Source organism: Aminobacter sp. AP02, assembly GCF_003148805.1.
Classification (GTDB): Bacteria; Pseudomonadota; Alphaproteobacteria; order Rhizobiales; family Rhizobiaceae; genus Aminobacter.
This window is the reverse complement of record NZ_QGGX01000002.1, coordinates 23,726-35,056: the sequence shown is the minus strand read 5'-3', so window position 1 is coordinate 35,056 and position 11,331 is coordinate 23,726. Positions and strand designations below refer to the sequence as shown.

General features: G+C 62.5%; 12 protein-coding genes. 8 read left to right on the top strand and 4 right to left on the bottom strand.

The genetic code is table 11. The features are described from left to right. Positions 1-17: 17 nt before the first annotated feature. The 4 genes from C8K44_RS02020 (at position 18) to C8K44_RS02005 (ending at position 3,083) form a co-directional block, all read left to right on the top strand. Positions 18-932 (top strand): iron-siderophore ABC transporter substrate-binding protein, encoded by a 915-nt coding sequence (locus tag C8K44_RS02020; protein ID WP_109574100.1) that lies wholly within the window; start codon positions 18-20, stop codon positions 930-932. 135 nt (positions 933-1,067) lie between these two features. Next, positions 1,068-1,673: a 3-isopropylmalate dehydratase small subunit gene (leuD, locus tag C8K44_RS02015; protein ID WP_109574099.1), complete on the top strand. Its 606-nt coding sequence runs from the start codon at positions 1,068-1,070 to the stop codon at positions 1,671-1,673. Positions 1,674-1,862: 189 nt separating this feature from the next. After that, on the top strand, positions 1,863-2,693 hold the full coding sequence (locus C8K44_RS02010; protein WP_109574417.1) for a hypothetical protein: 831 nt from the start codon (positions 1,863-1,865) through the stop codon (positions 2,691-2,693). Between the two features lie 9 nt (positions 2,694-2,702). Beyond that, a complete protein-coding gene (locus C8K44_RS02005) occupies positions 2,703-3,083 on the top strand; it encodes a RidA family protein (protein ID WP_109574098.1) in 381 nt (126 codons plus the stop codon). Positions 3,084-3,121: 38 nt separating this feature from the next. Here C8K44_RS02005 and C8K44_RS02000 read toward each other — a convergent pair whose 3' ends face one another. After that, positions 3,122-4,312 (bottom strand): M23 family metallopeptidase, encoded by a 1,191-nt coding sequence (locus C8K44_RS02000; protein ID WP_158282701.1) that lies wholly within the window; start codon positions 4,310-4,312, stop codon positions 3,122-3,124. A 222-nt stretch (positions 4,313-4,534) separates the two neighbouring features. Here C8K44_RS02000 and leuB point away from each other — a divergent pair, with 222 nt between their 5' ends. After that, complete coding sequence (gene leuB, locus C8K44_RS01995) at positions 4,535-5,638, top strand: 3-isopropylmalate dehydrogenase (RefSeq protein WP_109574096.1); 1,104 nt, start codon at positions 4,535-4,537, stop codon at positions 5,636-5,638. Positions 5,639-5,645: 7 nt separating this feature from the next. Here the strand turns inward: leuB and C8K44_RS01990 are convergent, their stop codons facing one another. Then, positions 5,646-6,356: a DUF805 domain-containing protein gene (locus C8K44_RS01990; RefSeq protein ID WP_348626314.1), complete on the bottom strand. Its 711-nt coding sequence runs from the start codon at positions 6,354-6,356 to the stop codon at positions 5,646-5,648. Positions 6,357-6,656: 300 nt separating this feature from the next. Between C8K44_RS01990 and C8K44_RS01985 the strand changes: the two genes are divergently transcribed. Beyond that, positions 6,657-8,561, top strand: a complete 1,905-nt coding sequence (locus C8K44_RS01985) for an ABC transporter ATP-binding protein/permease (protein WP_109574094.1) — start codon at positions 6,657-6,659, stop codon at positions 8,559-8,561. 11 nt (positions 8,562-8,572) lie between these two features. On the opposite strand, the gene C8K44_RS01980 is transcribed toward C8K44_RS01985, so the two are convergent. Next, positions 8,573-9,034: a hypothetical protein gene (locus C8K44_RS01980; protein WP_109574093.1), complete on the bottom strand. Its 462-nt coding sequence runs from the start codon at positions 9,032-9,034 to the stop codon at positions 8,573-8,575. A gap of 14 nt (positions 9,035-9,048) precedes the next feature. Continuing rightward, entirely contained in the window at positions 9,049-9,435 is a 387-nt protein-coding gene (locus tag C8K44_RS01975; RefSeq protein ID WP_109574092.1) for a DUF6152 family protein, read from the bottom strand. 392 nt (positions 9,436-9,827) lie between these two features. On the opposite strand from C8K44_RS01975, the gene C8K44_RS01970 reads away from it, so the two are divergent. Both C8K44_RS01970 and C8K44_RS01965 read left to right on the top strand, forming a co-directional pair. Beyond that, positions 9,828-10,862, top strand: a complete 1,035-nt coding sequence (locus tag C8K44_RS01970) for an aspartate-semialdehyde dehydrogenase (RefSeq protein ID WP_109574091.1) — start codon at positions 9,828-9,830, stop codon at positions 10,860-10,862. Positions 10,863-10,866: 4 nt separating this feature from the next. Further along, positions 10,867-11,319 carry a GNAT family N-acetyltransferase gene (locus C8K44_RS01965; RefSeq protein WP_109574090.1) on the top strand — a complete coding sequence of 151 codons (453 nt, stop codon included), beginning with the start codon at positions 10,867-10,869 and terminating at the stop codon, positions 11,317-11,319. Positions 11,320-11,331 lie beyond the last annotated feature (12 nt).

The window sequence follows — 11,331 nt, the reverse complement described above, 5'->3', positions numbered from 1 at the left end:
AGTTTTGGAGCATAGCCATGAAGCTCTTCGTCAAAGCCGCCCTCGGCCTGGCCTTCTCGGCCTTGGCTGTCAGCGCCGCCTTCGCCCACGAAGTCAAGCACGCCATGGGCGTGACCGACGTGCCAGAAAATCCGCAGCGCATCGTCGTGCTGACCAACGAGGGCACCGAGGCCGTTCTGGCCCTCGGCTTCAAGCCTGTCGGCGCGGTCCGCTCGTGGACCGGCTCGCCCTGGTACAAACACATCGCCGACAAGATGGAAGGTGTCGAAGTGGTGGGCGAGGAATCGGCTATCAATCTCGAGCTGATCGCCGGCCTGCAGCCCGACCTGATCCTCGGCAACAAGACGCGCCAGGAAAAGATCTACGACCAGCTTTCGGCGATCGCGCCGACGGTCATGTCGGAGCGCCTGCGCGGCGACTGGAAGATGAACTTCACGCTTTATGCCGATGCGCTTGGCAAGAAGGCGGAAGGCGACGCACAGCTGAAGGCGTTCGACGACAAGGCGGCCAAGCTGGGTGAAGCACTGGGCGACAAGAAAGCGGAAAAAGTGTCGCTGATCCGCTTCATGCCGGGCCTGACCCGCATCTACTACAAGGACACCTTCCCCGGCATGATCTTCGCGCAGATCGGCATCCAGCGGCCCGCGGTCCAGGACAAGCCGGGCTTCGCCGACGACGTGACCAAGGAACGCATCCCCGAATTCGACGGCGATCGTCTGTTCTACTTCGTCTACGAGACCGGCAACGGCAAGGCGAGCAGCCAGGCCGACGACTGGCTGGCCGAGCCGCTGTGGCAGAACCTGCCGGTGGTCAAGGCAGGCAATGCCGTAGCGGTCGACGATGCCGTGTGGAACACCGCCGGCGGCGCCATTGCGGCGAACCTGCTGCTCGATGACATCGCCCGCGTCTATGGCGTGACGCCTTCGAAGTAAGCCACACCTTTTCGACGCGCCGCGCGAAGCTGCGGCGCGCCGCTTGACCCTGCGTCGAAACGCTTTGATTCCCGGCCAAGCTTGTGTAAAGCGGGGCAAGCCAAATCCCCGCAACAACCAGACGGGCACAAAGCCATGGAAAAATTCACCAAGCTCACCGGCGTCGCAGCGCCGCTGCCGATCGTCAATGTCGACACCGACATGATCATCCCCAAGGATTATCTCAAGACGATCAAGCGCACCGGCCTTGGTACCGGGCTTTTCGCCGAAATGCGCTACAATGAGGACGGTTCGGAAAATCCCGATTTCGTGCTCAACAAGCCAGCCTATCGCAAGGCGCAGATTCTGGTCGCCGGCGACAATTTCGGCTGCGGCTCGTCGCGTGAGCATGCACCGTGGGCGCTGCTCGACTTCGGCATCCGCTGCGTGATCTCGACGTCCTTCGCCGACATTTTCTACAACAACTGCTTCAAGAACGGCATCCTGCCGATCACCGTCAGCCAAGACGACCTGGACAAGCTGATGGACGACGCCTCGCGCGGCGCCAATGCGACCGTGTCGGTCGATCTCGAAGCCAAGGAAATCCGTGGTCCCGACGGCGGAGTGGTCAAGTTCGACCTCGACGATTTCCGTCGCCACTGCCTGCTCAACGGTCTCGACGACATCGGCCTGACCATGGAAAAGGCTAGCTCGATCGACACCTACGAAAAGAAGGTCGCCGAGAGCCGCCCCTGGGCCTGAGCCTCGATAGCCCGCAAACAGCCCAGGCTGGAATTCCAAAGCCCCGTCCCGATTGAAATCGCGGCGGGGCTTCTTGCTGGAGCAGCAGGCTTCGGCTGACAGGCTCACCTTGCCATGTCATTGTCGCGCGTCGGGATTCGGAGTGCGTACCGCTCCGTGACATCGCAGGTCGATCTCGAGGAGCAGACCATGAAATCTTCCACCCTTCTTGCCGCGTTCGCTTTGGCGCTGACCGCCTCTTCGGTTCAGGCCCAGGAAAGCGCGCCGCAGACGGTCCCGTTCGAAGGCGGCACGTTCACCATTACCGAGACGCCGCAACTCGACAAGATTCTCGCTTATGATGGCAAGGAACTGGCGCGCGACTACGTTGCCTATTACGAGCGCACGGTTGACCTGAACGGCACCAAGGTTGCGATCTTCGACGTCGGCGGCGGCGGCAATGCCTGTGGCCCGCAAACCGTGCTTGCCTGGAAGACCGAGGCGGGCATCCAGTCGACCGTCGTCGGCGAGGGCGAATGCGGCACGCCACCGGCCTCGGCCACCGGCGATACGCTGTATTTCGTTCCCTATCTCAGGCCCGGCGCCAGTGCGCCCGTGCGTGTATGGTCACCGCAGGAAGGGTTGAAGGTGGCGGGCGAGTTGAGCTTCGTGCCGCAGCCCGGGACGAGCTGGGCCGACATAGTCGCCGACAAGATCACCTATCCTTCCGATTTCTTTGCCAATGCCGAACTTTATGCCGCTGCCCAAGTACTGCTTGGCAACGAGCTTGAACAAGTGGCACTTGGCCTGTCCGTGGCAGGCGAAACCAAAAAGACCGCATCCGGCATCCTGTTTACCAGCGGTTGCGTTCCACATGCCTGTGGCAGTTCCGATGCCTTCATCGGCGTCGATGTCGCCGGCAAGAAGCTCTATTTCGCCCAGCAGGGCGACAAGCCGGAACCGAAGACCTGGCCGACACTCACCGCATGGCCAGCCGAGGTCAAGGACGCCATGACCAAGGCGCTGATCCCGCCCCAATGAGGAGATTCCATGCGCAAGCTGATTTCCACCGGATCGCCGTTTGAGAAGACCGCCGGTTACTCTCGGGCGGTCGTCCAGGGCGACTGGTGCTTCGTCTCCGGCACGACCGGCTATGACTATGCCACCATGACGATGCCCGACAGCGTCGAGGAGCAGACGCGCAATTGCCTCGCCACCATCTCCAAGGCGCTCTCCGAGGGTGGCTTCGAAATGGCGGACGTGGTGCGCGCGCACTATTACATCACCAACCAGGCCCATGTGGACCTGGTATTCCCGATCCTCGGCGAGACATTCGGCGACATCCGGCCTGCGGCAACGATGATCGTGTGCCAGCTCAACAAGCCCGAGATGAAGATCGAGATCGAGGTGACGGCGCTGAAGCGTGGCTAACCGGCCGAACTGAAGAACTGCCGGCCGGTGCGGCAAGCCTATTCGAAGTCGACGACCTCGTTGTTGAGCGGCAGCTGGTTGTTGTGCGTACCAGAAAGCCCGCTTTCGATCTTGGCTGGCTCGCCGCTTTCGATGGCATCGTCGCCGCCAGGCGCCAGCACGCCCTGGCTGGAGAAGGCGGTGAAGACGAACGGCAATCCATTGGCATTGAGCGGCGAAGGCCCATCCATGACATGGAAATGCAGGTGCGGTGCAGTCGAATTGCCGGTGTTGCCAAGCAGGCCGATGATATCGCCTGCCTTGACGCGATCGCCGAGCTTCACCTTCAGGCTGCCACGCTGCAGATGGGCGTAAAAGGCGTAGGCACCATCGCCGATGTCGACAGCTAACATGTTGCCGCCGATGTTTGCAGTGGTGATGCCCTTGGCATCCTGGCCGGGCACCTGCTCGCCGGCCTCGTCGTAGACGTTGGCCACCACACCATCGGCCGCGGCGTGGATGGGCGCGCCGTAATAGGCGTAGCTCTCAAGCTTGGAGCCGTCGCCGGTAAAGACCCGACCCTCATCGTCAAGCTTGATCCAGTCGATGGCGAAGCGTTCGGGAACGCGAAGTTGGCCGTTGACCGACATCACCGCCCCGCGGTGCGACGTGATCGCGTCGCAGCAACCGTTGACGGCGACCCAGCCCTTTCCGCGCAGCGGCGGCTGAACGACGACAGCTTGCTTGCCGATCTTCGTTGCGGCGCCATCGAAGCTGAAGGTCGATGGAATAGGACTATCCGCAGGCAACGGCGCCGGCTTGCCATCGGCCCCGGCACCTTGGCGTGTCGCGGCGATGCGCGAGGTGAGCTGTCCCGGCAGCTTGTCGCCTGCAGCAAAGCTGACGTCCACGAACACCACCGCCGATCCGCCCGGCGCCAGCGTCCGCCCCTTGCTGCCATAGACGGTGGTCATCGCGCCGAGACCATCGCCCTCGAGGGTCCACAGGCGGCCGTCGCCCTCGCCTATCGCCTCTACCTTTTCGAGAGTCACGAAAAGCTGGCTCGGATTGACCACCAGCAACTCATAAGCAAGGTGCACGCGCCCGTCGGCGCCGAGCACCGGGTTCGGTTCGCTGATCGGTCGGACCGTGATCGAGCTGAACACCTCGTCCGGTTTCAGCGACTGCGCGAGCGCGGCGGGCGCCGCAAGCAAGGCCGTCGAAGCAACAAGCACCGGCAACAAACGCATTTCCCCGCTCCCCCGACCCGGCCGACATGACGATGCGTCATGTCGGCCAAGATAACGCGGCGGCGGCTGCATGTGTCAAGACGCCGTACCGGCGGCCGAAACCGCCGTCAAAGCCCGGACAAACCGCCATTTCATGCGGCTGGCAGAGCCTTTCCTGCTTGCACGCGGGCCCCTCGAAGGCTAGCAAGGCCGCGGTTCACGCATCTTTCGGAAAGGCTTTCCATGGCGACGCGCAATCTTCTTCTCCTGCCCGGCGACGGCATCGGCCCAGAGGCCATGGCCGAGGTCCGCAAGCTGATCACAGCAATGAACGAGAAACTGGATACCGGCTTCGTCACCGAAGAAGGCCTCGTCGGCGGCTCGGCCTATGACGCGCATGGCCAGGCGATCTCCGATGCCGACATGGCCAAGGCGATGGCAGCGGACGCCGTACTGTTCGGCGCCGTCGGCGGCCCGAAGTGGGATGCCGTTCCCTACGAGGTGCGCCCCGAGGCCGGCCTCTTGCGCCTGCGCAAGGACATGGAACTGTTTGCCAACCTGCGTCCGGCAATCTGCTATCCCGCGCTCGCGGCATCGTCCTCGCTCAAGCAGGAAGTTGTCGAGGGCCTCGACATCCTGATCGTGCGCGAGTTGACCGGCGGCGTCTATTTCGGCGAGCCCAAGCAGATCATCGATCTCGGCAACGGCCAGAAGCGCGGCATCGACACCCAGGTCTATGACACCTTCGAGATCGAACGCATCTCGGGCGTCGCATTCGAACTCGCCCGCACGCGCCAGAACCGCGTGACGTCGATGGAAAAGCGCAACGTCATGAAGTCGGGCGTGTTGTGGAACGAGGTCGTGACCGCGACCCACAAGGCCAAGTATTCGGACGTCAAGCTCGACCACATGCTCGCCGACGCCGGCGGCATGCAGCTGGTGCGCTGGCCCAAGCAGTTCGACGTCATCGTCACCGACAACCTGTTCGGCGACATGCTGTCGGACGTTGCCGCGATGCTGACCGGCTCGCTCGGCATGCTGCCCTCTGCCTCGCTCGGCGCACCGGATGCTGTCACCGGCAAGCGCAAGGCGCTCTACGAGCCCGTGCACGGCTCGGCGCCCGACATCGCCGGCAAGGGCATCGCCAACCCGATCGCCATGATCGCGTCGTTCGCAATGTGCCTGCGCTATTCCTTCAACATGGTGGCCGAAGCCGACAAGCTCGAGGCGGCGATCGCTTCGGTGCTGGAAGACGGCCTGCGCACCAAGGACATCATGTCGGAAGGCAAGACCGAGGTCGGCACGACACAGATGGGCGACGCCATCGTGGCGAAGTTCTTCGCCTAAAAGACGCTCAGGCGCCCGGAGGCGGGGGAACCTTCACCCCCGCCGGTACGGCCCCCCATTTGTTTTCGTGCTTCTGCGAAGGCATCAGCGAAAACACCAGGATGATCAGCCCGCCGGCATAGGGCAGCAGGATCAGCAGGTAGAACCAGCCCGACAGGCCAAGGTCGTGGATGCGCCGCACGGTGACGGCAATACATGGCACTATGCCGGCCAACAGCAACAGCCCCGGCAATCCGAGCACAACGACCGGCGCCTCCATGCCCGCCTCGAGATTGCCGAGCGCGCCGTCGATGCCAAGGCCCAAGGCCATGAGCAGCATCACCGAAATTGCCCAGTAGAGGTAAAAACCCCAATACTCCTTGCGCCGCGCCCGGCCACGGAAATTGGCGTAGTTGGCAGTTAGACCGCGCCAGAAATACGACCACAGGCTAGTCTTTTCGATGACGCTGCTAACTGCCATACGGCCGAAAAGCTGTGGGGATGGCGCTGCCGTCGGCGCGCTGGTTTGGCTGCCGATCGAAAAGACGCCCCGCGCCTGGCCGCCGCTCGGCTGAAACTCGACCTCGGCGCCTTTGCTGATCTGCATCTCGCGACGCAGATCTTCGCGCGCGAAGGCGTAGCGATTGCCATCAGCGCCGGCAATGAAGCCGAATCCCTGGGTTTCGTCGTAGTAAAGCACCTCGCCGCGCATTTTCCCCTCGTCCACGTTGGGCGCCACGCTTTGCAAGGTTCCAGCGCTGGCCGCAAGCCTCCGCGGCCTTTCGGCGTCCCCCGAAAGGGGTATTCGAACGCCAAAAACCGTTGCCGCTGGGCCACGGATCACAAGGAGGTGAATCCAAACCGGGCCAACGACCGGACAAATCGATTTGAGAATGCCCAACTCATGTTACCCTTTGCTAAAGAAAAGGGCACTGGGGCAGGGAACACAGTGATTCGGGTCGACAGACCTCGATATCCATCGGCGAACAAAAGGCGTCGCGGCGCCGCAAGGCCGCCTCCCCGGACGCCGGTTTCGGCGATGCGCAGCTTCTGGGGCCTCATGCGGGCCTACTGGTTCTCGGATCGCTGGAAGGAAGCCTGGGGGCTGACGCTGGTGATCGCCCTCCTCACCGCACTTTCCAGCAAGGCCGCCGTCTGGATGGCCGAAGCATCGGGCGATCTGGTCAACTCCATCGCCTTCTTCCACGATCCAGCCAATGCGGCGCCCCTGGCGTCCCTGCTGACAAGCGCCGGCACCCTGCTCCTTCTCGTGGTCATCAAGGATGCGGGCTTCACCGGCATCCGGCACCTGTTTTCAACCACCTTGCACCGCAAATGGCGCGGCTGGCTCGACGGTCGCTTCAACGCGGCACTGCTCGACACCAACCACACCCACTTCCACGTCCAGCACAACACTGTCGACGCAAACGGCGTCGGCACGGCCGCCCCCGACAATATCGACCAGCGCGTCCAGGATTCTATCAAGGGCATGACCGGCGGCGCGATCGGGCTTGCCATGGGCATCATGAGCGTTGCCACGTCGCTGTATTTCGTCGGCCAGAAGCTGCTGGAGACCTCGACTTCGGTACGCGGGCTGGAATTCCTCGGCAACTATGGCAGCTTCGTCCTCGCGCTCGCGGCGGTCGCAGCCTACGTGCCGCTGAACACCTACATCGCCCTGAAGCTGGGTGGCGTGATGGAACGCCTCAGCGTCAGGATGCAACAGGCCGAAGGCAGCTACCGCGGCGAACTGACGATCCTGCTCAGGCGTAGCTTCCACGTCGCGGCATCGCACGGCGAAGGCGTCCAGCAGGCGATGCACGACCGGCTCTACCGCGATATCGACCGGACCTGGGGACGGCTGAACACCGTCAATGCCGGCTACATGTCGTTTGAATCGATCTACGGCTTCATCGCCGCCCGCTTTGTCGCCTATGGGCCGGGGCTCGTTCCCTACATGCATGGCCAGATCAACTTGAAGGGCTACATCACCGGTGCCGAACTGGTGAATTCGCTGATCAGCCAATGCTCGTGGTTCATCCAGGTCATGCCGGCGATCGCCACGCTGAAGGCCAACAGCGAGCGCGTTACCGATCTGGCCAAGGCAATCGAAAAGGTGCAGACACCGCCTGCATTCTATGCCGCCACCGGCCAGTCCGACTTCAGCTACGGCAACCAGAACGCCCTGTTCGGGCTGACTGTCCGCAATCTCGAGCTGATGCACCAGGGCCGCGACGCCAGCCCGTTCCTGACGGTCGCCAATCTGCGCTTCCGGCGCGGCGAATGGACCTTCGTTTCGGGCCAGTCCGGCTGCGGCAAGACCTCCCTGGTCAAGGCGATCAACGGATTGTGGCCATATGGGCGCGGCGCCGTCGTCTTTCCCGAAGGCGTCAGGACCATCTACGCTACCCAGGACATCAAGCTGCCGCAGCTTTCGCTGAAGCAGCTTGTCTGCCTGCCGGACGCCCCCGCCGCCCACTCGGAGGCCAAGGTCGCAGTTGCCTTGCACAAGGCCGGGCTTGGTGACTTCATCGAACATCTCGACGACGAAAGCCGCCAGGGCAAATCCTGGGACCAGCTGCTTTCAGGCGGCCAGAAGCAAAAGCTGGTGGCCGCGCGCATCCTGCTATTGCAACCCGGCGTGCTGTTCCTCGACGAAGCGACCGCTGCCCTCGACATCGACGCCAAGATCGCCTTCCATCAGGTGATCAAGGACAATTGTCCCGATGTGACGGTGATCAGCGTCATGCATGAGAGCGTTCCGCCAAAATCGGCAATGGGCGTGGAGTTCTACGACAGCATTCTCAGCATCGCCGATGGCGTGGGCACCAAGAAGGCGCTGGCCAGCCTGCCGGCCGAACTCACCACCCTTCTGGCCCAGCCGCAGCCTGAGGAAGAATGGCCGCCACTGCGTTTCCCACGCATCCGGCTCAGGCAGAAGTGACCGCTTCTGCCCTACAGAAAACCTATGAAGCGGCCGCACAGCAAAACGCCACACCACAACAGGATCGAAACTCCTGCGAGCAGGCGCAATAGCGTCCGCCGGCTGTTCTCGCGTTTACCGTTGTAGACGGCAGCGAAGACAACGAAATTGGCTCCGGCCAGGGCGATGAGCGCCATCTTGACGAGAAAGACCGGCAGTTGCGCGTAATGCGTGGCCCGAACGGCAAACATCAGAAGCCCGCTCAGAATGGCGAAGCCGAAAGCCGTGAAAGCGACCCGCCTCAGAACCAGGATGAAGGCGCGTTCGGGCAAAGCGGCAAACGCACCGATAACACGCAGATCCATCAGCGTGACCGCAGCAAGCAACAAGCCGATTGCAGCAATATGGACCGCATTGACGATGGGGTAGGCGACGAACGAGGCCTTGAACAACCTGACCAGGGCGAGCTGCTCTATCCCCTGAAGCTGCTCCACCTGCGCTATCCTGCTCAACTTGGCGGAACGCGGTCAGAATAGACGTCGTAGGTCTTCCCGTTGACGACGATCCGGACCGCCTTCATGCGTTTTTCCGTTTCGTCGCGCGACCGGTTTCCGACTGCCACCACTTCGTCACCCTTACTGGCGACCTCTTCGGTGAATCCGGCGGCGATGGTCCGTGCCGGGGGAGCCAGCTCCACGCGCCAGATTTCGCCCTCGACGTTGACGTCAAGCGTGGCATGGGGATTGCCGATGTAGATTTCGGCGATGACGCCCTTGAGCTCGAAAAAGCCGTCTTGTGTCCATGACCAGCCGTGATGCGCCAGCGCCGGCAACGAAAACAATGTCAAGGCCGCGAACGAGCCAGCCAGATGGAAACGTTTTGACAGGACTTCCATGGGTTCCTCCGTCACGGATCCGCAAGCAAGCCTAGGTGGCTCGCGGCAAAGGTCAAATCACAACCGATCGAGGATTTCATCGCGCGCCTCGCACACCGATTGACTCTCCACACAAACCGGATACAAGCGGCGGCGAACAGGGAACCCTCCGATGCGCGGCCTCTTGATGGCGCTTTTCGCATTCGACTTCCCCGGACACAATGCCAACCATTGTGCCGGGCGCGGAGCCGCGTCCCTGCTTTCGACCAAAACCATGGCCAAAATGACCACTAAAACGGTCTGATCTCCCTTGGCCTGCTCACCCTCTCCCGGGTCCGGCCCGGGGGCGAGACCCGCAACGGCCAGCGGGTTTTCTCCAGAAAACGAGCGGAGAGGGACAGGAGACTTTCGATATGGGTTTCAAGGTTGCAGTCGTCGGCGCCACGGGCAATGTCGGCCGGGAAATGCTCAACATCCTCGAAGAACGCGGCTTTCCGGTCGATGAGGTCGTAGCACTTGCGTCGCGCCGTTCGCTCGGCACCGAAGTGTCGTTCGGCGACAAGACGCTGAAGGTCAAGGTTCTCGACACCTACGACTTCTCCGACACCGACATCGCGATCATGTCGGCCGGCGGCAACATTTCCAAGGAGTGGTCGCCCAAGATCGGCAAGCAGGGCTGCGTCGTCATCGATAACTCGTCGGCGTTCCGCTACGACCAGGACGTGCCGCTGATCGTTCCGGAAGTGAACCCCGACGCGATTTCCGGCTTCTCCAAGAAGAACATCATCGCCAACCCGAACTGCTCGACCGCACAGCTGGTCGTGGCGCTCAAGCCGCTGCATGACGCCGCCACCATCAAGCGCGTGGTCGTTTCGACCTACCAGTCGGTGTCGGGCGCGGGCAAGGAAGGCATGGACGAGCTGTTCACCCAGACGCGCGCCGTTTTCGTCGCCGATCCGGTCGAGGCCAAGAAGTTCACCAAGCGCATCGCCTTCAACGTCATTCCGCACATCGACGTCTTCATGGAAGACGGCTACACCAAGGAAGAGTGGAAGATGATGGCCGAGACCAAGAAGATGCTCGACCCCAAGATCAAGCTGACGGCGACAGCCGTGCGCGTGCCGGTGTTCATCGGCCACTCCGAGGCCGTCAACATCGAGTTCGAGAAGCCGATTACCGCCGACGAAGCGCGCGAGATCCTGCGCGAAGCACCCGGCTGCCTGGTCATCGACAAGCGCGAGGACGGCGGCTACGCAACTCCGCTCGACTCGGCCGGCGAGGACGCTACCTACATCTCGCGTATCCGCGAGGACGGCACGGTCGAGAACGGCCTGGCCATGTGGATCGTCTCCGACAACCTGCGCAAGGGTGCTGCCCTCAACGCTGTCCAGATCGCCGAATTGCTCGTCGAGCGCGGCCTGATCACGCCCAAGAAGAAGGCGGCCTGACACTATGCCCGATGTCGTGCTGCGTCCGGCCTCGGCCCAAGACGCACACGACATCGCCCGCATCCTGAGGGCAGCGCTTGCCGCCTTTGACTGGATGCCCCAGCTGCAAACGCCTGATGAAGACCTGCGCTTCGTCAGGGGCAGCCTGCTCAACGACCAGCAAGTCACCGTCGCGACGATCCGGGACGACATCGTCGGCTTCGTCGCGGTCAAGGGCGATTGGATCGAGCAGTTCTATCTCGATCCGCCCTGGACGGGACGCGGCATCGGCAGCCACTTGCTCCGTCACGTGACCATGGGCATGACTCACGTGAAACTTTTCTGTTGTAAGGCCAATGCCGGCGCGCGGCGTTTCTATGAGCGGCACGGCTTCAAAGCGGAAGCATTCGGCGACGGATCGGGCAACCAGGAAGGGCTGCCCGATATCCGATACGTCCGTACAGGCGACGCGGCGTAGCAGCACAGAGCC

What these genes read in the sequence shown, in the direction of transcription:
- C8K44_RS02020 (WP_109574100.1), top strand. Translation starts at nt 18, where the DNA reads ATGAAGCTCTTCGTCAAAGCCGCCCTCGGCCTGGCCTTCTCGGCCTTG.
- leuD (WP_109574099.1), top strand. Translation starts at nt 1,068, where the DNA reads ATGGAAAAATTCACCAAGCTCACCGGCGTCGCAGCGCCGCTGCCGATC.
- C8K44_RS02010 (WP_109574417.1), top strand. Translation starts at nt 1,863, where the DNA reads ATGAAATCTTCCACCCTTCTTGCCGCGTTCGCTTTGGCGCTGACCGCC.
- C8K44_RS02005 (WP_109574098.1), top strand. Translation starts at nt 2,703, where the DNA reads ATGCGCAAGCTGATTTCCACCGGATCGCCGTTTGAGAAGACCGCCGGT.
- C8K44_RS02000 (WP_158282701.1), bottom strand. Translation starts at nt 4,312, where the DNA reads ATGCGTTTGTTGCCGGTGCTTGTTGCTTCGACGGCCTTGCTTGCGGCG.
- leuB (WP_109574096.1), top strand. Translation starts at nt 4,535, where the DNA reads ATGGCGACGCGCAATCTTCTTCTCCTGCCCGGCGACGGCATCGGCCCA.
- C8K44_RS01985 (WP_109574094.1), top strand. Translation starts at nt 6,657, where the DNA reads ATGCGCAGCTTCTGGGGCCTCATGCGGGCCTACTGGTTCTCGGATCGC.
- C8K44_RS01975 (WP_109574092.1), bottom strand. Translation starts at nt 9,435, where the DNA reads ATGGAAGTCCTGTCAAAACGTTTCCATCTGGCTGGCTCGTTCGCGGCC.
- C8K44_RS01970 (WP_109574091.1), top strand. Translation starts at nt 9,828, where the DNA reads ATGGGTTTCAAGGTTGCAGTCGTCGGCGCCACGGGCAATGTCGGCCGG.
- C8K44_RS01965 (WP_109574090.1), top strand. Translation starts at nt 10,867, where the DNA reads ATGCCCGATGTCGTGCTGCGTCCGGCCTCGGCCCAAGACGCACACGAC.